The sequence below is a fragment of the Leptothoe sp. ISB3NOV94-8A genome, assembly GCF_043421595.1.
Classification (GTDB): Bacteria; Cyanobacteriota; Cyanobacteriia; order Phormidesmidales; family Phormidesmidaceae; genus Leptothoe; species Leptothoe turfae.
In genome coordinates, this window is the sequence record NZ_JAXSQW010000004.1 from 265,379 (window position 1) to 289,468 (window position 24,090).

Genomic DNA, 24,090 nt, shown 5'->3' on the forward strand with positions numbered 1-24,090 from the left:
GTTGTGCTTGAAACGGTATCAGAGCAGAGAGTTTAAAGGGTTAACGATTTATTGAACGTTTGAAGCTGGCAACTAATCTTATGGCAATCAAGGGCTTCGCTCAAAGAATTGAACGAAAAATTCAGGGTTTTAGAATACAACTGGTAAGCGATATAGTCCGAATTAATTACGATTTCAAAATCATAGTTTTTTGCGTCGGTGTTTCCGCTGGTCTAAGTAGGTGGGGTAGGGAAACTTAGGAAAGAAGAAATGTGAGTAGTGTCCTTCAAAAAACTCAGGAGCAAATAATGGAATTGCCGCAGACACCACAGCATAAAAGACAGTCGAAAACTCCAGAAGCCAGCATACTACCTCAGTCATCTTCACGACGAGATATGTTGAAATTTTTAGGATTTGCTGTAGTGGGAAGTGGAACCACTTTAGGTAGTCAGCTACTCTTACAAGGCTGCAACACAACAAAAACAGAAGACCTTGCACCAGACATTTCAACAGAAACAACAAGCAATTCTCTAACCCAGGAAACAGGAACCAAGACCACCGCTAACACCCCAACAGGTGAACCCTTACAACGATTTGACTTTGAATCAGTCAAGGTCGATGCCAAGGGGCAGATCATCCAAAGGCCCTCAGGCTCAGTGGAATATTTTGATGAACCGTTTCTGTTGGGCAAACTGGGGAATGCTCTGCCGCTACGGATGGTGAAGATACCAGCAGGCAGCTTTACAATTGGATCACCAGAAACTGAAGAAGGCAGAGACGACGACGAAGGGCCACAAAAACAGGTAACAATATCGAGTTTTTACATGGGAATGTTTGTTATCACCCAGCGGCAGTATCAAGAGATCATGGGAGAGAACCCTTCACGCTTTACCCAAGATGGAGATAATCGTCCTGTAGAGAAAGTTTCCTGGAACTCCGCAGATACTTTTTGTCAGCGCTTGAGTGAACAGACAGGTCGCACTTATCGCTTACCTAGCGAAGCCGAGTGGGAGTACGCCTGCCGGGCAGGAACAACTACTCCGTTTTGTTTCGGAGAAACGATTACGACTGAAATCGCTAATTATTATGGAGAAGATACTGCTGCCAAGGGTACTTATGGTGCAGGCCCCAAAGGGGCGTATAGAGAATCAACTGTCCATGTAAATTTCTCTTCGCCCAACGCTTTCGGTTTGTTTAACATGCATGGCAATGTATGGGAATGGTGTGCTGAAGACTATCACAATAGCTACAACAATCTTCCATTAGATGGAAGCATCAGGTCTTCTACTGATAGCTACTCAGATGCTTTTAAGGTACTGAGGGGTGGATCGTGGCACTACTCGCCGAGCTACAGTCGCTCGGCAAGCCGTCTCCACGATATACGTCCATACCGTTCTGACAACGTCTTCGGCTGTCGGGTGGTCTGCATGCCCTCCACATAAGAGAGTAAATAGCTTGCTCGGATCATACCGAAGGTTCCTCTGAGCCTACACACTTTATTTCTCTTCCCCAATACTTTTCCCCAACTCCACATACTGCCAATGCCAAGGCTCCCTATCCCCCTACGAGTTCTCCTTCAGACACGACAGCTCAAACACCCCTCAATCCAGGTATCCTTACACCTGCGATCGCAAAAAGCAGCACTCCCCTTATCAAAATTCTCAGGCTGCAAGACATCATCATCATCCATCCACGCTCATTATCCATCCACGCATTTAAAGTGTCCGCGTCTGGCTCTGAATTTTACCTCCAGCAGCTTCATAGCATCCAAGGTCTGGCACTACCCCATAGATTAACGCGCCCCTAGTCGCCCGAATCACTAAAATTCACCCCCGTCGCCGTCGCACCCACATAACGCTATGTACGATGCCTGTTCTATAACCGTTCGCTCAACGGTCAAACTAGATATATCATTCATGGTGAAATCCTTACTTTGCAAGGGTTATAGCTTCGTTTGTCCGCCGTTCAATTTAGTTCGACGAGTGTTCGAAGATGAGACCTTTGAACGGTATGGATACCGATTTACCTGCGAGGGTAAGGATGATACCGAATCTATCTGGAGCGTAGAAAAACTTTAGACAGAGGGCCAGAAATCAAAAGAAACGGCTGCTGTGACGAAAGAACCCAGTAATTGATAACGTGATCTTCGCTACTTCTTAGAAGAAGCACTAATCTTCTCTGCATTAATTTGAAACTGAATCAACGCATTTTTACGTTTACCAGGAAGTTCTTGAGCCCCCATCAAATATCCCCCACTCCGCAGTTCCTCAACCGTACGCCAAAATAACTGATTGTTACGAGACGAATTGCTACCCAACAGATCAAGATTTTTGAACAGATAGCGCTTAGAAATTGTCAAAAACTGACCATCTTCCGGAGAGTCCCACTTTAACCGACTAGCAAGATAGAGCAACAACTTGGTTTTGTAATTATGTTTTGCACTTCCACCCAAACGCTGAGTCATGTCGAGATTATTCGCAAAGAGAACATAGTCTCCTGTACGGGCTGGCCCTTCAAAAAATTCCAAAGACACCGTATAAGCATCCGCTAACTCATAGGTATAGTCTGCCGCCTTATCCAGATCAAAGTCACGCGGCACATTGTCCACTTCAAACTCTTTGATCCTCAAAACATTTTTGATCGTAACCTTAGCACCCAGGCTATCTCCTTTAGGCAGAGACTGAGCAAACACTAACTCCGTACGATGCAATGCCATCAAATCACAGTGGAGCTGGGACCGCAGCTTAGCCGGAAAACCGCCATCCTTAGTACGCTTATAGCCCATAGCTTCTAATAAATCATTAGAGCGAAAGCTGACACCAGGACGATTACCTTCTTGGGCAGCAGCTCTATAAAGATAAAGCACAATTGAAACCTGACGTGGGTTGAGAAATGTCAGCAGTGCAGCAATCAACCGCTGCATTCGTCGGTCTTGGATTTTCTCTAACCCCTTAATTCCTTCCCCGAGATACGCCTCGAGATCTAAACTGTCATATTGCTCCTTAAGCTCTTCCCATTCCTCTCCAGATAGGTCTTCGATAGGAATTCGGCGAGTGACAGCAACTTCACTAGCTTCATCTGGATCTGCATCAACCCGCATCTCCAGATAATAGTTTTCACCATCTGTTCGTAACGTTGGCAAGTTGACATCTGGATTTCTCAATGAGGCTCCGGCTCGCGGAAGAACCCGTAAGAGCTGCCCATCGACTGGAAACGTCGTATCTTTTGCAGCATCCTTAGTTGTCGACAAGACCGCCACCATGGGAAACATCAGCCACATGATAAAGGGCTTTTCCCAGTTCTTAAACCCTATAACTTTCGCGTATGTTTTTTGAATAAAACCCTATAACTTTCGCGTATGGATTTGCCTATCCCTTTGCCGTATGTGAGGCACCAGAGCCTATAACTTTCGCGTATGGATTTGCCTATCTCTTTGCCGTATGTGAGGCATCAGAGTCTATAACTTTCGCGTATGGATTTGCCTATCCCTTTGCCGTATGTAAGGCATCAGAGCCTATAACTTTCGCGTATGGATTTGCCTATCCCTTTGCCGTATACCGTTAAGTGCAGTTCAACTGAAACAATTAATTCAAAGTATTTCTCAAATAGGGCCTATAACTTTCGCGTATGGATTTGCCTGTAACTTTACCGTAGGCAATACATTGAAGCCTATAACTTTCGCGTATGGATTTGCCTGTAACTTTACCGTAGGCAATACATTGAAGCCTATAACTTTCGCGTATGGATTTGCCTGTAACTTTACCGTAAATAATGTGCCAACACTTGTGACTTTCGCGTATCAATTTACCTGTGACTTTCGCGTATCAAAGCCCTATAACTTTGGCGTACTAGGCATTTCCAGCTCTTGAGAACAGCACAGACTAGTGTTAACCTCTCAGATGCCTGGAAACAGATGAACTACTCAACTGGAAGCAGGTAAACAGCAAAAGCACCCGCCCTTCGCTTTCTTGCCGGTCTGCTAAGAGCTTGGTGCTATCAACAGTCCCCACAAAGTGGGTTTGTTTTGCATGCCTATCGATCCTAGCAACTCTGGTATTGATTTACCAGGGCTGACAATTTGTAGTGGGTTAAATAGGAAAGGAGGTGCACTATCGTAGCCGCCTCTCTAAGTTTTAGCTATGTTCCAGAAAATAATGAGTTTTTGGAACTCTTTCCCCATCGTCACGATTACATCTACGCGCGGCATCCATTACCAGGTAAACGCCCTCAATGGCAAACGGAAAGTCGGCATCCATTATCAGACCGACTGATTGAACAGGGTACTTATTTATATGGTGTGCGGTTTGGGAAGGAAACCCAGTACGCCATGCTCGATATTGATATTGGCAGCGCATACCATCCCCGGCGAGATCCCATTGCCTTTCAAAAACTGACCGAGGCATTGGAACCCTTAGGTCTGGTATCAGCAATCACCTGCACCTCATCCGATAGCCAGGGCCTGCACCTCTATTTTCCATTTTCAGAAACGCTAACAGCCTGGGAAGTAGGCAGTGGCATCACATTACTTTTGGAAAGTCAGGGATTTAAGGTCACACCTGGTCAGCTTGAAGTCTTTCCCAATGCCCGACTGTACACCATCGAAAGTACACCGAACTTATTTAACGCCCACCGGCTACCACTACAGCGTGGGTCGTATTTACTCAATGATGATCTAGACCCGATCTGGACTGACCAAACTACCTTTGTCGATCAATGGAGACAATGCCAGGGACGCAACAACCTGAGCAATGAGACACTACAGCAAATCATTCGACAGAAGAAACGGCGCAGTTATCGTCTGTCGAACAAGGCCGACAAATTCCTAAACGATCTCAATGCTGAAATTGAGCAGGGTTGGACTGACCATGGGCAAACAAATCGATTGCTGGGTCGGATCACCATGCGCACCTATGTGTTTCACCATGTGATATACGGCGGTGAAACGCTACACGGTAACAGTCTAATCAAAGAAGTTCTAACGATAGCTAAAGCTTTGCCTGGCTATGAGCTGTGGTGTCGTCATCAGCATGAAATCGAAGACCGTGTTTCTGAGTGGGTCAGCTGTATCGAGAAAAGTCATTACTTTCACTATGGAGAACAGTTTGGAAAATACAAATCTAAAAAGGAGAAACCAGACTCTGAAAACACTGAACCCAGCTGGAATCAACGGCAGAGCCAAAAGACCAAAGGCAAAATCCAAGCCGCACTAAAAGAACTCTCAGATAAAAATGAACTGCCAGAACAGGCAACTGCCAGGTTTAATGCCCTTAAGAAATTTGGTATTGGCGGAGGTTCTTTATATCGATATAAAGAACTCTGGCATCCACACTGGAAATTACAGGAAAAATGCCCACATACACCGCAACTTAAGAATGAAAATGAATCTGAACAGTTTGGCAATGCTAACACACCAAACTGTCACAGCTCTACAAGCTTATTACAAGGTATAGATGGTAATAGCAGTGAAATCAATGGCTCTAGCGATCTGAAATCTGTTGCATCTCAGCCAGAGGGTGGTAATCCTCATCGAGAGGAGATTCAGCGCATCCGAGAGAGGTTGTCAAAGGCTCAGATCGTTGTCGATTTACAGGCAGCGCAGGAGGTTGTAGAGGCTGAGGAGATACTGGCCCAGGAGTCTAGAGTAGCCCATCTACAGCAGATGGCTTACTGGTTGACGTTGGATGACCCGATTTTGATGGCGGAGGCCCTGGCATGGTTAAGGCAACAGCCGCCTGAGCTATGTGCTGAGTTATTAGATACAGAGCTGTCAGAGGCGCAGCAGCGGTTGTTAGAGACGGTTGTGGAGATAGTGGAGCAGTTGCAGCGGCTGGATTGGGGGCCGAGCAGGATAGGGGAGGAGTTACGATCTCAATTTTCAATACCCTCGCTAGCCCATCTCACGGCTGAACAAAGACAACAGTGGTTATCTTATTTGCATGGCTCCGCCGGAGAGGCTCCGCCCTAGCGGAGCCATGCCCTTCGGGCTATACGTACCCTGACACCGGATAAAGGGATGGGCTTATTGCGATCGCGAATTCTAAAAGATGCGGCTAAGGGGCAAGCTTCGTTACAAAAATTGTCTTTCTCTAAGATAACCATCTTAGCTTGGTACAAGCTGTCCTACTCCAGAGACTTGATAGTTGGGTCGGTAAGCAAAACGAGGGAGATCTTCTGGATGCGTGACACCGCTAAACACTAACACCGTTTCAATCTCTGACTCAATACCCGCAATAATATCTGTATCCATACGATCTCCAATGATTACGGTATCCTCCGGACGTGCTCCTAACTTTTTGAGGCCGTTTCGCATCATTAACGGGTTGGGTTTACCTACACAGTAAGCCTTAACTCCCGTTGTCAGTTCAATAGGAGATAGCAAAGCTCCTGTTGCTGGGATGATTCCTTTCTCTGACGGGGCGGTAACATCTGGGTTAGTCCCAATCAACTTCGCTCCCTTCTGTACCAAAAAGCAGGCATGTTCTAGCTTTTCGTAGCTATAGCTGCGAGTATCACCCACTACCACATAATCTGGAGCTGTATCGTTGATGGAAAACCCCGCCTCATATAGGGCGTTGATTAGCCCTGGTTCTCCCACGACAAAAGCGCTGCCACCGGGCTTCTGCTGAGCTATGAAGGCAGCGGTAGCTAGGGCACTAGTGTAGAAGTTGTTGGTTGACACTTCAATACCCAATCGGCTGAGCTTCTCTTTTAACTCACGAGGTGATCGTTCGCTACTATTGGTCAAAAATAAAAAAGCTTTGTCGTTCTGGTGTAGCCAATCGACAAACTCAGATACTCCCGGTAGTAGCCGATTGCCATGGTAAATGACGCCGTCCATATCGCAAATGAAGGCTTTTTTATCCCGAAGAGGTGTGAGATTGAGAGGTTCAGTCGACATGGCTATTGGCATCTAAGTGGAACACTTTGCATTCTAGAGCTCTGCCGAAAAAAAGGCAGTGTCACCTTGAGGTTGATTAGCGTACTTATGGAAAAATCCGTTCACCCATCGCATTCTCTTGGCCCATAATTGGCCAGGAGAATGCGCATTGGATTGGTTTAGGGGCTGCAGTAGTCTTGGATAATTCGGCTAGCAACACTCCACAGACACAGGAGAAGCCTACGGAATTGAAAGGCAGTTAATTTATTGGGTTGACGTTGCGATCTCCACCATCTCTACCACTCCATCAACCCCGGATCAAAATCACTACTATCCACCGCCTCTGCTGGACTACCCACATCGTCCACATCCTACATCCATGCCTCAAACCGGGCCAACTGACTCAGCGCAATATGGTACGGCAATGGCCGAAAATACTTCAGCCTGCCAGTCGCATTCCGCGATTTAGGTAACGGGTCTGCCCCTTGGCTAGCTATTTACGGTCTTGGTCGGCGCATCAGCTCTTAACCTACGATTGAACAGCCCGATTCTACAAGTATAAAATCACTGCTTGCAGTGTCATCAACCACAATATCCTAGAGACCCAACTCACTGACTAGTAACAAAAACTAACAACATTAACGTTTATGTCAGAAAAGAGACATTGATCCACTCAAGCAATATGCTGAATACATGAGCTGAAAAGTTCGTAATCACAACAAAGGAGGTCAACAATCGATATCTCAACAGAATCGTTTGACGGCTCAATACCAGCATCCAAACAGGTCACTGATATTTCTTCTTACTTGCACTAGAGAGCATTGTTTTTAGTCAAGATTACTCTTCTAACAACAACTCTTGAGCGTCTTATCTAATGTAGAAGAGTTCCTCAGGTAGATCGTTCTGGGTGCTGTTGTGCTTTAAAACGCCCCTAGACCAGAAGTATCCTTCCTTCCGCTTTGCCTGATGAATAGCGGCGTCATCGGCGGTGATTCAATAGGTGACTCGGGTGGGTGTCGCCCCTGTTTTCGGGCGTTCTGATTGGTCATAGTAGGGCTGTTCGACCACGTCTAACTGCCTCAATCGGTGATAGGGACAGCGGCTGGCTGCAGCAGATAGCGCTAACGGAACACGGGTAATCCAACGCAGTGCCCCTAAGCCTGATCTTTGAACCTAACCTGCGGAATGTACGTTGCTGCACTAGCTTGCTTATATTTATACAAGCAACATGCTCTAAATGCCTGTCAACCATTTTCGCTGGAGACTTTCTAATGTCTCACCATAGATAAAATGTTTAAAGGTTTTACTCATTTCATCTGGAGAAATATAACCATCTTGGTCTAAGTCTAAAGACTCAAAGGTCTTTTCTGCAATACCTTCATCTGTTTTGTATAGGTAATAAAATGCTTTGAGTTCTTCTAGACAAATTTTCCCATCGGCATTAACATCTAGAAATTTGGTAAATGCAGTTGCCAGGTCAAAATCTAAATCCTTAACCATAAACTCAATCCATTCATCTAGACTGACTTTACCATCCCCATTGATATCCATCAGTTGCTGCACGGTGTTCCCCAGTCCGGACCAAAAAGATAACGCTGTTTTATATTCTTTTGAGTCATCTTTCCATCTCCAAACCTGAGCTGATGCATTGACCATTTGCTGGAAGTCGTGGGCCTCAATTTCTCCATTTTGATCATAGTCAAGAATATCAAAAAGTTGTTGTAGATTTTGCTGTCGCTGTTGCATACAAGAGACGGAAACCCTGGACTGCATAATTATACGAACACTCAATAGGCTAACCACAATAATAAGAATTGGGCCAACCCAAAAAGGCCATGAGGTTCCCCAGGCGGTGAACATATACCCGGCCAATAGAGGAGATATAATTGTGGCTAATGCGATCGCAGAGTCAGTCAGTCCAAATACTTTACCTTGTTGTCGAGCTGATACAGATTGTGACAGCAGGCTAACCGCAACAACTCGACATAGTGAATAGCCCAGGCAAATCACTGACAGTGACAGGAGAATATTGAGTAAACTTCTGCTAGTGGGCAAAAGCATCATCGCAATACTGTAAGTGAAGAGCCCCCAAATAAAGAGATTCGATTCTCCAAATCGTTTAATCAATGGGTTGATTAAGCCCAATTCAATACAGATGGCTAACCCTCCCCAGTAAACGTAGAGAAAGCTGGTACTTTGAGGGCCCCAATGTAATTCTTGACCTGTCCATAGCCCTAAAACCGATTGCACACTACTACCTGCAAAGGCAATCAGGACTAAGCCCATGATCAAGGTAAGTGTCAACGGATTCTTCAAGATTGTCTGGTAGTCTGTGAAGTTGAAAGCTGATGATTTTAGCTGTGTCTGATCAGGCTCTACATGAATCTTAGGTAAGGATTCTGGTAAGACAAAAAAGGTGAATGTCACCGCAAGGGCAGAAAGACTGGCTGCAACCAGGGCAGGGGTCAAGAAATCAGACGTTGCAGAGTCTGAGCCCACCAGGAACCCGCCTAAGGTTGGACCTAAAATAATGCCGCAACCATAGGCTGCCGATAAAACACCTAAACCTCTGGCTCGCTGGTCACTTGAGGTAACATCGGCAATATAGGCTGTAGCAACAGTGCCACTGCCAGAGGCGGCTCCAATCAATGCATTACAGGCAAACAACGCCCAGAGGGAGTGCAGCAGCCCAAACCACAAGCACGCGATTCCACTCACCACCATACTGGTGAGCAATAAAGGACGCCGACCAAAGCGATCGCTCAGTCCGCCCCATACAGGTGTTACCATGAACCCCGTAATGGCGGATGCACTAAATACCAATGTTGTCATTAGGGGTGACGCATTAAAGTTTTGAGCATAAAAGGGAATCAGGGGCACCACAATCGAGGAACTGACAGTATCAATCAGTACGCTGAGAAATAGAGCAATCTGAGCAAGATGACTTTTATCTTGCAACCAGGCCAAGAAACCTGGTCGATTAACGTCTTCTAAGGTCATAGGTTTACAACTGCCTTGGTAAACTTACCCCAAAGATCCAATTGCCAGGTGCTTGTAAATCTTCGTCATATAGAAATTGAGTCACAGCTTTTTCAAATTCCTCCTGGCATAGATGGCCATCCTGATTGAGGTCCAAGATATCAAAGGATTCCTCCAGCTCTGTTGTATTGATGCCAGTGGCTTGATAAAAATCTCTGAGTTCCTTGACCGTTACCTGCCCATCACCATCTGCATCAATCATATTCAGAAACAGGTTTGTGAAATCGTAATCAATTCTATGCTCTAAGCAATGTAACCATTCGGCGCGATCAATTTTCTTATTCCCATCTTGATCGGCTAGCTGTTGCAATAATCGACCAAACCTTGTGAGCGATCCTTGTAAAACTTGATAATCTGATGTTTCAGGATTCCAACCTCTAATGTTCGCTAACTCTTGACCCAATCTCTGGAAATCTTGTAATTCAATCACATCGTTTTGATCCTGATCTAGCAGATCAAATAAGTGCATTGATTTTTGCTGACGACGTCGCTGCATCACTCTTGATAGTCGGGATTGGGTAATCCGCTGCCAGCCAAAGAAGGCACCGATCAATAGCAATATCGCATTAATCCAGTAGGGCCAATTTGTCCCCAAAATCTCAAATAAAAAGCCACCCCAAATAGCCCCTAAACAACTGGCCAGACTTGAAACAGACTCCATGATTCCAAGGGTTTTACCTTGTTGTTTGGCACCCGATAGATGACTTAATAAACTAGTCAGGGTGGGGTTACCTGTAGCATCAGCCACAACGAACAGCAGCATCGCCCCAACCAGTTGAGGGCCTGTGCTTGAAAAAGTAATTAAGACAAGTCCTGCTATCATCAGGACCAAGCTTAAGAGAATCAATTTAACTTCGCCCAACCAACGCACGAGGCGTCCCACTACACCGATTTGGATGACTGCGGTAGCCAGGCAGTAGCCTACGATGAGATAGCCAAATTGCCGAGGTCCCCAACCTAATCGAGCATCACACCAAAGGGCCAAGGTGGTATGTAGCCCCATTCCAACAAAAACCATGGCGAAAACCACCAGGATCAAGCTGCCAATCAAGGAACGCCGCAGTGTATGCCTGATTTCCTTCAGAAATCGTTTGGGTGAGGTAATTTTTTTACTGGCTAGAGCTATCCGTCCCACATGCTTTCGAGGGAGAGCTATAAAAGCCATACAAAATGTTAAGCCAGAGGCAATGGTTGCTGCCAAACCCGGTGTCCGAAAATTAGGCTGGGCTTGGTCACTGCCAATTAGTAGCCCAGCAATCACAGGCCCTAAGATAAAGCCAATGCCTGCGGCAGCATCGAGAAAACTTAGGGTTTGGGTACGCTGTTCAGGAGTGGTTAAATCAGAGATATATGACTGAACAATAACAGTGCTGGCACTGGCTGCACCGCCGATTATTCGTGCCAGGAAAAGTATTGGTAGTGTGTTGGCAATGGTAAGACATAAAAATCCCAGGGTTGTGCCAGCAATATTAAAGAGTATGGTGGGGCGGCGGCCGATCCGATCACTCAAACTGCCCCAAAAAACGGGTGCGAAAATACCCATAAAAGGTAAAACGCTAAATAAAAGTCCAATTTCTAAGGGGGAGGCACCAAAGATTTTTGCGTAGAAGGGTAATAGTGGAATAATAATGCCAGCACCGAGATAATCCAAAAGGGTACTCGTCAGCAAAATTGCTAACACCTTTTTCTCTCGATCTTGCAGGGTTGTCATTTGTTCAAGATTTAATTATTTATTGACTTGATAGACCCAAATTTGATAGTCAAGTTCAGGTGAAAGCTGGGGCAGTGGCTGAATTTTGTTACTTTGTGAAACCAGTTGCCACTTACCTGAGACTTCTAAGTCAAGCATTTTGGTTTTAAAGTCACTACTTTCATAAAATTCAGGTCGTAGGGGGAAAATAATATATCCATCCGGTTTGGTGATTCGGATCAATTCCTCAAATGTTTTACTGGGAGCATGGCCATAGGTAAAGACACCTACACTGATAATTCCATCATATGAATTGTCAAGAAAACCTAGGGGGTCACCCATTACCCGCCGGTACAGCGCTTGGTAGATCCCTTTTTCTGCCGCTTTTTTCAGCATGCCCTCAGAGAGATCGATACCTTCAAGATGAGTGAAACCTTGAGCATGCAGTGCCTTACCCACCAATCCGGTGCCAACGCCTGCGTCTAAAATTTTTGCGGTGTAGGGTAAATACTGGGTCAAGACCTCCACCGTCCGTTGGGGACCGACATAGCCTGAGAGATCTTCTAGATCGTGTTCATACTCGGCAGACCAAGCATCGTAGCGCTCGGCTAGATCCTGGTTATTTTTTGATTGATAGACCCATTGCACTTTTTCATGGACATTCATCTCGCTCATTCCTCAATTGATGGGTGATTCAACTTGATAAAAAGGCCGCAAAACTGGAAAATCACGACGGCCTGTGAAATAGGCCCATTCTAGATAAGCGACTTTAAGATGCCTGGGGCCAGAACTTGGATCAAACGCGCTACGTCCATGCAAAATTCTAAAGTTTTGGAGTAAAAGACAGTCACCGGGGTTGAGTCTAAACCAGTATTGATACGCTGGATTTTTCAAATACTGAGAAAACATAATATAGGCTTGATAAAACTGTTCTAGTTTTTCAAATGCTAAATGCAGACCAAAGTTTTTATGACTAAAGTAAAGTTGAGTGATATCTCCAGCTTTATCAAGTTTAATAATTGGGGTTTTATGGGCAGTAAAGTAACCAGCCTGTTCAAAAAATTGTCGAAATTGAACGTCAGATGTGGCTAAGATTTGAAAGAGATCAGGATGATCTGCACAAAAGTCTTGGACGACGCGAAACCCATCCACTAAAACTGTTTCTCCGCCAGTGGCTTGATTTTCGACACAATAAAGTAGTTGAACCACTGGCGGCGCGGGGATATAGGTCAGATCAGTATGGGGCGGTAGCGCATTGCCTTCATAGGATAAATCGTGGTTATTAGCAGCGGCTTGAACAGTAGAATAGCGTCCGAGGTCCAGCAGCTCATAAACCGGACCAATTGACCGCACAAATGGATCTAAGGCTGGCCATGGCACATTGCGTAGGCAGACACATCCTAAAACATCCAATTGCTCAATCAAGGTTGGTAGCGAGAAAGCTTGAAAGTCAAGCTTTTCAAATCCTTGGGCCTTTAGCTGGGCCTGATTCCAGAGAGTTTTTTTACCCTCTAATTGAGAGTTCGGTGTCCTCAAGGTATGAGTATGATTGTCTCCGTCGTAGGTTTGGCTTAACAACCAGGTAAGTGGAAAACTACTACGGTGGGGTGGCTCTTCTTGCCAATCAATCACTAGCTTGTCATCGTCTATCCAAGCGGCATGGGGTCGTGGGGGAACTGGGTGATCGCTAATGTCATAGATTTTTTGGAATGAACTAGCATGATGGCACTCTGGTGATAAACAGTTATCTCTTAGCCAAAGGTAATGAAAGCGTTTGCCCCTGACACGTAAAAAGGTATCGTGCAAAGGGACGGGCTCACTAGTCTGCGGTTGATGTATTTGAGTACTACTTGGCTGCATAAAATTCTAAGCGTCTAAGTTTCTGTTGTCGCTCATAGGGGTGAGATAGGTACCAGATTAAGTGGTTAACCAGGCTGAGAGCTGAGTCGCTAAATACTGAACGTTTGGAACTTTAAGCATGGTGAAATGGTTGCCTGGAACAAGTTTGTAATCAAGTTGCTTGAGATACTGCTGCCAACCCCAGGTGGGATCGAGCTGGGTCTGATGGCGATCGGGTAAAAATTCAGGCATTGGGGAGGCCTCTTTAGCACGAAAGAGAACAGTTGAGATCAAATCGCTATGCTCTGGAATAGATGGATCATAGTGAATGGTGGCCTGGGTATTGGCCTGGTAAACCTGCAGGATTCGAGACAGTTGATCGTAGGTATATAATTGACCGCTATCTTTTAACATTTGCTGCAGATACTCAATCTGTTGTGGTAGTGAGAGAGTTTGTAACTGTTCACTGGAGATATGTAAATTTTGGCCCAAACTGCTGCCCCATTCATAGCCTAAATAGGCAATGTAGTCAGCCTGATTCCAGCTTTTAACGGCTTGAGTTTGGTTAGTTATCCCCGCTGGAATATCGAGCAAGGCCAACTGTGAGACTGACTGACCTTGCTGATGGAGCTGTCGAGCAATTTCAAAAGCGACCTTGCCCCCGAATGAGTGTCCCCCTAATTTATACGGTCCCTGGGGTTGGACTTGTTGAATAGCCTGGAGGTGATGGGCGGCAATGGTTTCAATGGTTGTATAGGGGGTTAGATCTTCATCGAGACCTAAGGAACGTAACCCATAAACAGGTTGATCTGCACCCAAGTAATGGGCCAAACATTCTAAATAAAAGACATTCCCCAGAATGCCAGGGACAAAATATAGTGGGGGTCGAGTTCCGTTGGATTGAATGGGAACAAGGGTGGAATGGAAGGACTTGTCTGTAGCTATTGGCAAAGCTTCCAGGTTAAATTTGGCAGCCAATTCAGCATCCAGATGCTGGACAAGTTTTTCTAGGGTCGGATAATCAAACAACACAGTTGAGCTTAGGGTGCAACCCAGTCTGGCTTGCAGGCGATTATTTAATTCGATTGCCATGAGAGAATCTAAACCCAGGCTGATTAAACGCTGTTCTGGACTAATGTTTTCCGAATCGCGTATTCCTAGAATGTGGGCAACTTGAGAGCGTACATTCTCCATTAAGTGTTGAATACGCGCTGCTGGGGAAAGACTGAGTAACTGCGCCTGCAACTGGTCACTGGAGAGGTGCTGAAGCTGGTTGGGTTGGGTTTTCTCTAAAATATCTTTATCTAAAATATCGTTTAAGAATGGGGAGGTTGATACTGTTTGTTGCTGGAATTTTGGCCAGTCCATGGGCATAATGCCGACCTGGGAGGGCTGCTCCTTTAAAACCTGTTCTAAAATCTGGATGCCCTGGGTTGGTCTGATGCTGCCCATACCCGCCTGGGCCAGTCGCTGCAAGAGCTGCGGTGTGTGTATGGCCAGACCGATTTCTGACCAGGGTCCCCAATTAATACTGGTGGCAGGTAAACCGCAGGAGCGGCGATAGGCTGCCAGACTATCTAAAAAAGCATTGGCAGCACAGTAGTTAGCTTGCCCTGCAGACCCTAACAGAGAGGCTGTGGATGAGAAGAGAACAAAGTAATCGAGGGGCTGGGTTTGAGTAAGCCTATGCAAATGCCAGGCTCCCTGAACTTTAGGCCCTAACACCCGCTCAAACATCTCCCAGGATTGCTGGGTGATGACGCTATCGTCGAGGACGGCAGCTGTATGAAAAATACCGGCCAACGGGGGAGCGTCCTGGTCAATTCTAGTGAGGAGGCTGGCAACCTGTTTGATATTTGTCAGATCGACTTGAGCGACGTCAATGGTGATGCCCTGGGCCTGCCAGGCTTGGATTTTTTGCTGGATGGCGGGGGATGGCTCACTGCGACCCAGGAGAATTAAATACTTTGCTCCTTTCTCAATTAACCAGCCTGCGACCTGTAACCCCAAAGCCCCCAGGCCCCCAGCGATAAGATAGGTGCGATCGCAATCAATACACATCTCTCCAGTTGCCGATTTTACCGGTGCGATCGCAGCACCATTGCCCGGTGTTTGTGTCACCACCACCTTACCGATATGTTTTGCCTGTTGCATATAGCGAAAGGCATCGGTAGCCTGTTGCAAAGGAAATAGGGTTTTGGGTAATGGCTGCAGACTGCCTGCCGCAAAGTCTGCCATCAGCGTTTGCAACATCTGTTGAATAAGTGCAGGTTGCTGGGCAAAGACCTCGGCTAAATCCACAATTTCATAGTGAATATCGGGTCGGACCTGGGCGACCTGCTCGGCACTCCAAATATTGCGTTTGGAGAGTTCCAAAAAACAACCGTTGGGGGCAACAATTTCCAGGCTTTTGGCGATAAACCCGTCACCCGTCAGCGTATTGATCACCAGGTCCACGCCCTGACCATCTGTCTTGGCCATCACCTGATCAGCAAACTCCAGGGTGCGGGAGTTCATCATGGGGGTCAATCCCTGGGCCTGCAATACCGACCATTTAGCCGGGCTAGCTGTACCAAACACCTCGGCTCCAGCTTGCTGTGCTAGTTGCAAAATGGCCTGGCCGACGCCCCCTGCGACAGAATGGACGAGAACGCGATCGCCCTGGGCAATATGGGCCTGGTGATGTAAACACCAGTAGGCGGTTAAAAATGCAGCGGGAAGGGTGGCGGCGTCGGCAAAGCTGTGATGGGTGGGTTTTGCGATCGCTAATTCTGCCGGGGTGGTCACGTAACTCGCAAAGCTATTTTGGGCAATCGCCAACACGGGATCACCCACCTTAAAGGTGGTGACGCCAGCACCCAAGGCGACAACGTATCCCGCACATTCTGAACCCAGGGGAGGATTGCCTGGGTAAAGTCCCAGGGCATTGAGCACATCTCGAAAGTTGAGACCGGTGGCTTGAACTGCGATCGCAATTCCTCCTGCTTGGGGTTGGGGGACTGCCACCGGAACAAGAGATAGCTGATCGAGATTACCCCGTTCAGAAATGTCTAATTGGCAGGATTCTGTTGGTGGTCGGTCGTTATCTGAAATGTGAGAATTTCCCGGTACATAATGGTTGAGTCGTGCCACGTAGCGTTTTGTCTGGCGGAAGGCGATGTGGGGTTCCTGGGGCGAGGTGGCAGCTCTGGGGGCAATCTCAGCCCAAAGCTGCCTGATGTCATGGTCTATGTCAACTGCTGCCGCCTCTAAATCCACCAGGCAACAGTTGAATCCGGGATGTTCCAGGGCAATTGTCTTGGCCATCCCCCACAAAGGGGCTTGAGCTAGGCCAGGGACTGGTTCGTTGGAAATAACCGCTTGGGTACCTCGTGTTACCAACCACAGCTTCGGCAATTCCCGATATGTTTTCACCAAAGCCTGGACCAAATGCAGTGTGGCCTGGCAGCTGGCTTGAGTTGCTTGCTTTAAATAGGTGGCTGAGCTATCTGAATTATCCTGGTGCGGCAACGAGGGCCAATTTAAGCTCCATAACTGAATAACCCCTGTGAGGGGGCGGGTGGTCAGTGGTTGTTCATGGGATTGCGGGTGACCTGTTTCAGATTGAAAGACTAATGTGCAATCATGCCCCTGGTGCTCCAGCAAAACCGCCAATTTTTCCCCAATGCCCTGATTATCGGCATAGATTAACCAGTGTTGAGGGATTGACCTGGCACTATGGGCAGCATTAGCACGCGGTTTGCATTGCCATTCAACCGAATACCACCAGTCTTGCCAGGTTGGAGTGCTCGTTGTCGCCTGGCGTTGAATTTGTCGGTGTTCCACTGGATGGAGCCGCACCCCTTCTAGCCAAGCAATGGGCTGACCGTCGGGGCTATACAATCCAAAATTAGCTCTGATTTCAGCACCTGCACTGTTCCTCTCCAGTGGCTGTAGTTGTGCAAATGCCCAGGTTTCTTGGGTGGCCCGCCCATAGACTTGTAGGCGATCAATCCCCACGGGCACATAGGTTTTGCCGGGTATATGGTCCGTTAGAAGCAGCAGGTCTAAGACTTGCAGACAGGCATCTAAAATAATGGGGTGCAGGTGATAATTGGCCAGATCCCTGGCCTCAAGGTCTCCTAATTCAATCTGCCCCAGGGCCAGGTTATCTGTTAGCCACAGGTGTGTGATTACCTGAAAACTGGGGCCATAGTGCATCTGCTGCTGATCAAACCGGTCGTATAATGTCTCCCGCGCAATAGGCTGGTTACACTGTGCCTTCAGTGTGGCCAGGTCCGGCAGTGTGACTCCGATTTCGTTTTTAGGTCTCGATGGCAAAATCTGACCAGTGGCATGCAATATCCAGGACGATTGATGAAGGCTATAGATTTCAAACCGATAGATGGATTTCTCTGGGGTTAACACAGTTTGAACCACCTGATGGGCCGTTTCAGGCAGGATTAACGCTTGCTTAAAATTGATATCTTTGAGAAAGAGAGAGTTTGATTCTAGGGCGATTGTTCCGACGGCCAGGGCCATTTCTATGTAGCCGGTTGCAGGCAGCAGCGGCGTTTCAAAAATGCGGTGATCTTTTAGCCAGGCGGGTGAATCTGGATGCAGGTCGGCCTGGAATCGTAATTCCTGGCTTCCGGCCAAGGGCACAGGACAGCCTAGCAGTGGGTGGCTCTGTTGGATCTGCTTTGGAAAAAGCGCTGAGTCAGGGTTTGAAACTATGGGCGGTGTTGGTGTTTGGGGTTTCACCTCAATCCAGTAGCGTTCCCGTTGGAAGGGATAGGTGGGCAGGGGCAGGCGACGACGATCATCCCCTCGGTCAACCCCCGACCAGTCCACAGCAAGCCCCTGTTGGTAGAGGGCGGCCAAACTGGTCAGCAGCTGTTGCCAGTCATTTTTTGAGGGATGCAAGCTGGGTAACCATAGGGGTGGACAAGGCGGAGGACTATTGGAGTAACAGAGCCGTGCCATGCCCAGTAGTGTGGGTTTTGGGCCAATTTCAATAAATAGATTGATCCCCTGGCGTCTCAGGTGCTCAATGCCCTTGGCAAATTGAACGGTTTCACGGGCATGACGGCACCAGTAATTCGCTGTTGTTACTTCCTCAGTCACTAACGTGCCAGTCACATTAGAAATCAGTTGGATTTGAGGGAGAGAAAACTGAATCTCCTGGAGTACTTGTTTCAAGTCACCCAGCATCGGCTCGATCAACGCAGAATGAAACGGATGAGAAACAGCTAAAGGCTTGACCTTAATGCCCTGGGCTTCTAATCTTGCCGCTACCGCATGGACCGCATCGTGCTGTCCCGAAAATACGACGCTCTCGGGTCCATTCACGGCGGCAATGGCAACGGTGACGCCTGCTGCTGCAATGTCCTCACGCACCTTGTGCTCAGCAGCGATGGTGGCGACCATGGCCCCATTGGCGGGCAATGCCTGCATCAACCTACCCCGTGCCGCTATCAGCTTGAGTCCGTCTTCAAGACTAAAAACACCGGCAACGCAGGCTGCCACATATTCTCCAACGCTATGTCCCATCACCACATGGGGCTGAATGCCCCAGGATTGCCAGAGTTTGCATAGGGCATATTCCAGGGCAAAAAGGGCAGGTTGGGTGTAGGCGGTTTGGTTGAGGGCGGGAGGGGGAAAGGGGGAATCAGGCTGTAGGGGCTGGCCTTGTGCCTGCCCCTCTTCTACGATATCTGGGTAGAGAATATTCAGAATATCTAGATCTAGGTAGGCGCGAAGAATGTTGTTACAGTGATCGAGGGTCTCACGGAACAATGGTTGAGTCTCGTATAATTGACGCCCCATACCCACATATTGAGATCCCTGTCCTGTAAAGAGAAAGGCAATATGATTTCCTCGATTTGACTCTTTTACTCCGCTAGAGTTAGAGGATTTAAAAGTTGAGGCAGGTAACGTTGAGGCAGGTGCTGCCGTGAAAGCAAGTAATTGTTGCCGGAGTTCTGGGATGGAAGAGGCGACAATGGCGAGTCGATGTGACCAGTGCTGACGACCTATATTGGCTGTGAAACAGATGTTGTCCAAGGTTTCAACTGCATCAGATGCCAGATAATCAATATACTGATCTGCTAAAGTTCTCAGCGCAGTATCGGTTTGAGCAGAGATGGCTAATAGATGCCATGGACGTTGCAAAGGTGGGGTTAGTGAATTCTGTTTTACAGGTTCTGTTACTAGGTTGGGTGCTTCCTCTAAAATAAGATGACAATTGGTACCACCCATGCCAAAGGAACTTACCCCAGCACGGCGGGGAATCTTGTCGGTGACCCAGTCTGTCAGGTGGGTGTTGACATAGAAGGGACTTTCAGCAAAATCAATCTCAGGATTAGGGTGTTTGAAATGCAAACTGCCCGGAATTTGTTTATATTTCAGGGACAAGATGGTTTTAATTAATCCGGCAATGCCTGCGGCTTCGGCTAAATGGCCAATATTTGTTTTAACAGACCCTAGCGCGCAATATTGCTGCCGCTGGCTAGTTTGACGAAAGGCTTGGGTTAATGCAGTGACTTCAATGGGATCCCCCAAGCGTGTGGCAGTGCCGTGGGCCTCGACATAGGTGATCGTATCCGCATCAACGCCAGCCCTAGCCTGGGCCTCAGCAATCACTGCTGCCTGTCCCTCAATACCTGGGGCACTGTAACCAATCCTGAGCGCGCCATCATTGTTCACAGCCGATCCTTTGATCACCGCGTAGATTGTGTCACCCGCTGCTAGCGCTTGTTGCAGTCGTTTTAAGATAACAATGCCCGCCCCATTACCAAAAACGGTCCCCTCAGCCTCAGCATCAAAGGCTCGACAGTGGCCATCTGGGGAAGCAATACTACCTGCTTCATAGAGATAGCCCACCTGTTGAGGAGCCGTAATCGCAACGCCACCAGCAACAGCCAGATCACATTCCCTTGCGAGGAGACTTTGATAGGCCACATGGACGGATACCAGAGAGGTGGAGCAAGCTGTCTGAATATTTAGACTGGGACCTTTGAGGTTCAGTTTATAAGCAATGCGAGTGGGCAAGCTGAAGTTTGCATTCCCCAACCGGACTTGCAAATCGGTGGCTGATTCTAAAAAGGTTCTGTGGTGGGAAAATCCTCGATTTGGGTGGACGTTATTGAGTAGGTACGTGTTGAGGCCAGACCCTACGTAAGTGCCCACTAAACCAGGATAGGTTTCAGGGGTATACCCGGCATGTTCAAAGGCTTCCCAGGCACATTCCAGCAAGATGCGCTGCTGCGGATCAATCAGTTCGGCTTCACGGGCACTGTACCCAAAGAAAGCGGCATCAAACTGATCGATCTCGGGCAAGACCGCACCGGCTTTCACGTAATTAGGCCGATGAATAAGGTCCGCATCGTTAACATCTAAGTCTTGATCCGCAAAAAATGTAATTGACTCTACGCCATCGCGCAGATTTTGCCAAAACTCTTCCAGATTATTGGCCCCAGGGAAACGGCCTGCCATGCCAATGATGGCGATATCACTAGTCCCACCATGGGTTTGACGAGACTTTAGAGAAGAGCGAGAAGGTTGCTTTGCCGGTGATGGCTGCTGCTGTAATGCCTGCTCTAAATACTTAGCGAGGGCACTGATGGTGGGGTACTGAAATAACGTGACCATTGACAGTATCCCACCATGATGGTCAGCTAACTGGCTATAGATTTGGTTTAAAAGTAAAGAGTTACCACCTAGATCAAAGAAATTGTCATGGATACCAACAACGTCCAGCTGAAGCACAGTTTGCCAGATTTGAGCAATGTCCTGCTCCAGCTTTGACTGGGGGAAGACTAACTCGGTCTCTAATTCGCGGCGCTGGCGATCGGGTGCCGGTAAGGCTCGACGATCAATTTTGCCATTGGGGGTGAGGGGCATTTTGTCCAACAGCACAAACGCTGACGGCACCATATAGTCTGGCAGATGCTCTTGTAGATATTGGCGTAATTTGGTTTCTAGTTTGCCAGTGAGTTGCGATCGCAACGGATTATTACTATAAGTCGCCCAGGGTCGAGAGTCGACATTAGTACCGAGGTAATCTAACAGTGGGCCATTAGATTGGCCTTCTTTTTGAAAGACAACGTTGTAACAATCTTGAGCATTACAGCCAGAGGGCGTCAGATAAATTGTATAAGCCAACTCCTCCGCTAGCTCCCACCAGGCTTCTGGCTGAATTCCTAGCTCTGGCTGGGATTGCAAGCTTTGACGTAAGTCTTTAACCGTAGATATACCGGATGGCGTTTCGCCATTTAACCACCGTAACGCCTGAAATGGATGACTGAGGCGAGGGTTTAGGACATTTCGAATACCCAACAGGTCAGATTGTTGTGTTTGCAGCCACTGTCTGACAGTCCCTACGTCTAGGGGAGGAGATTTTTTATCCGCATGCCAGTCCAGCCATGTTATGGGGAGTCCTGTTTGTTGTTGCTTGCCAATGTGTAGGACAACATCGTAGCGAAAGCGGGTGAGTTCGTTTTGAGCTTGCCCTCGCTTTAGTTGAATGTCAACATGGCTGATCTGCGGAATCTGCTGCTGTAATGCGAGGAAAAACTCGGGGGTGATGGTCAAATCCGTGTCAGCATTCAGACTTTTTTTAATCCTTTGCTGCAGTTGCTCCCAAGGTAGAGAATCTGGTGCTTTAGAAAGCTGAATATCCGTATGAAAAGCTTTTAGCCATTCATAATTGCGTACATCTCCAACAAAAATAACCCCTCCCTCTGTGACCTTCTGAGCAGCCTGTTCCAAGACCGTCACCAGGTAGTCAACGGTGGGAAAAAATTGTAAAACAGAATTCAAGATAACGGTGTCCAGCCCCTCTGTCTCAAGCTGGTTAAGCTGATTGGCCTTTGCCTGGGTAAGGGTGATTTTGTCTTGCCAGCTTGTGCCTTGTACCTGTTGGTCAATAAAGTCTAATGCAGCCTGAGACAGATCAATCCCGTAATAGTGCTCACATCTAGGGGCAATGCGTAGCAGCAGCATCCCGGTGCCACAGCCAATTTCTAGCAATCGTCTGGGCCGATGGGCCGAAATACGGGCTACAGTTTGTTCAACCCAATCTCTCATTTCTGGTGCTGGAATCGGCTGTCCTGTGTAACTATCATTCCAGCCTGCCAAATTGAGCGTGGGGTCAGACGATTGCCCCAAGGCATGGTAAGTGGCATCAATGACCGTTTGCCATTGCGATAGCTGCTCATTTTGGAGATCTAAGTCGGCCTGGTCATCCTGGTCCTTAGCAACGACATAAGCAACTAAACGCTGATCGCCAGGTGTCTCTTCGCGGGCAGCGACGACTGCTGTTTTAACCGCCGGATATTGGCAGCAAACCGCTTCAATCTCACCCAATTCGATGCGAAACCCCCTGATTTTCACCTGATGGTCTAAGCGACCTACATATTCGATGGCACCATCGGCTCTGTAGCGAGCTAAATCTCCTGTCCGATAAAGTCGAGCTTGAGGATGGGGACTAAATGGATTGGCGATAAACTTTTTAGCGGTTAGCTCTGGTTGGTTGAGATAGCCCCGAGCTAAGCCAACTCCGCCAATGTATAACTCTCCGACTTCTCCAATGGAAACAGGTTGTTGCTGACCATCAAGGATGTAAATTTGTGTATTGGCAATCGGGTAACCAATGGGTAAAATTTTGTCAGACGTGCCCCGTTGACAGCACCAAAAGGTGACATCAATGGCTGCCTCCGTCGGACCATAGAGGTTATGTAAGTCTGCATCTAGACAGCTAAAAAAGCGCTCCTGAAGCGCAAAGGGTAACGCTTCACCACTACAAATGACCCGTTTGAGACAGGCACAGCGCGTAAGATTTTTCTCGTCTAGAAAAATCTGCAACATTGAGGGAACAAAATGTAGTGTGGTTATCTGCTCTTGGGCAATTGTCCTGACCAGATAACCAGAATCTTGGTGTCCGCCGGGTCGCGCCACCACCAAACGTGCTCCGGTGATTAAGGGCCAGAATATTTCCCAGATGGAGACATCAAAGCTAAAGGGTGTTTTTTGCAGAACTCGATCATCTGGATGCAATTGATAGGCATCTTGCATCCAGAGCAACCGGTTACAAATCCCTTGATGGGTGTTCATGGCCCCTTTGGGTTTGCCAGTGGACCCTGAGGTGTAAAGGGTATAGGCTAAATTCTCAGGATTAACAGCACTGGCAGGATTGGTTTGGGGCTGCAGAGCTATCATGGCCCAATGCCGATCGAGATAAATCTGGCGAGCTGCAGAGGTGGGCAATGCTGGAGCCGCAACCTCACTCGTCAGCACCACTAAAACTTGAGAGTCGGATAGTAAATAGGCCAGACGTTCGCTTGGGTAGCCCGGATCGAACGGGACATAGGCTGCACCGGCTTTGAGAATGCCAAAAATGCCCACAACCATTTCCAGAGATCGCTCAATACAGATGCCAACTAAGGTGTCTGGAGTAATGGTGAGACGTTGTAAATAGTGGGCGAGTTGATTGGCACGTTGGTTTAGGAGGCGATAGGTTAGTTGAGTGCCTTCGAAACTAATTGCGATCGCATCAGGTGTTCGTTCTACCTGTTGTTCAAACAGCTGATGTAGGCAGACTTGAGGATAATCAACAGCAGTATTGTTCCAGGTCGCTAATAACTGATGTAATGATTGCGTTGTCAATTGATTTATCCTCCAAACC

Annotated in this window: 9 protein-coding genes; 2 read left to right on the forward strand and 7 right to left on the reverse strand. The window is 47.6% G+C overall.

Features of this window, described 5'->3' with window-relative positions:
- The first annotated feature begins 287 nt into the window (after positions 1-287).
- On the forward strand, positions 288-1,421 hold the full coding sequence (locus tag SPB21_RS34640) for a formylglycine-generating enzyme family protein (protein ID WP_499869590.1): 1,134 nt from the start codon (positions 288-290) through the stop codon (positions 1,419-1,421).
- A 707-nt stretch (positions 1,422-2,128) separates the two neighbouring features.
- On the opposite strand, the gene SPB21_RS34645 is transcribed toward SPB21_RS34640, so the two are convergent.
- Entirely contained in the window at positions 2,129-3,241 is a 1,113-nt protein-coding gene (locus SPB21_RS34645) for a hypothetical protein (protein WP_499869636.1), read from the reverse strand.
- 900 nt (positions 3,242-4,141) lie between these two features.
- Here SPB21_RS34645 and SPB21_RS34650 point away from each other — a divergent pair.
- Positions 4,142-5,944 (forward strand): hypothetical protein, encoded by a 1,803-nt coding sequence (locus tag SPB21_RS34650; protein ID WP_499869592.1) that lies wholly within the window; start codon positions 4,142-4,144, stop codon positions 5,942-5,944.
- A gap of 135 nt (positions 5,945-6,079) precedes the next feature.
- Here the strand turns inward: SPB21_RS34650 and SPB21_RS34655 are convergent, their stop codons facing one another.
- From SPB21_RS34655 to SPB21_RS34680, 6 genes are all read right to left on the reverse strand, one after another.
- Positions 6,080-6,877 (reverse strand): HAD-IIA family hydrolase, encoded by a 798-nt coding sequence (locus SPB21_RS34655; protein ID WP_163665674.1) that lies wholly within the window; start codon positions 6,875-6,877, stop codon positions 6,080-6,082.
- 1,212 nt (positions 6,878-8,089) lie between these two features.
- Complete coding sequence (locus tag SPB21_RS34660) at positions 8,090-9,856, reverse strand: MFS transporter (RefSeq protein WP_499869594.1); 1,767 nt, start codon at positions 9,854-9,856, stop codon at positions 8,090-8,092.
- Positions 9,857-9,860: 4 nt separating this feature from the next.
- Positions 9,861-11,606, reverse strand: coding sequence for an MFS transporter (locus tag SPB21_RS34665; protein ID WP_499869596.1), 1,746 nt, complete (start codon positions 11,604-11,606; stop codon positions 9,861-9,863).
- A gap of 15 nt (positions 11,607-11,621) precedes the next feature.
- Entirely contained in the window at positions 11,622-12,251 is a 630-nt protein-coding gene (locus SPB21_RS34670) for a class I SAM-dependent DNA methyltransferase (protein WP_250565002.1), read from the reverse strand.
- 12 nt (positions 12,252-12,263) lie between these two features.
- Positions 12,264-13,445, reverse strand: a complete 1,182-nt coding sequence (locus tag SPB21_RS34675; RefSeq protein WP_499869597.1) for a TauD/TfdA family dioxygenase — start codon at positions 13,443-13,445, stop codon at positions 12,264-12,266.
- A 57-nt stretch (positions 13,446-13,502) separates the two neighbouring features.
- Positions 13,503-24,071 carry an amino acid adenylation domain-containing protein gene (locus tag SPB21_RS34680; RefSeq protein ID WP_499869599.1) on the reverse strand — a complete coding sequence of 3,523 codons (10,569 nt, stop codon included), beginning with the start codon at positions 24,069-24,071 and terminating at the stop codon, positions 13,503-13,505.
- Positions 24,072-24,090 lie beyond the last annotated feature (19 nt).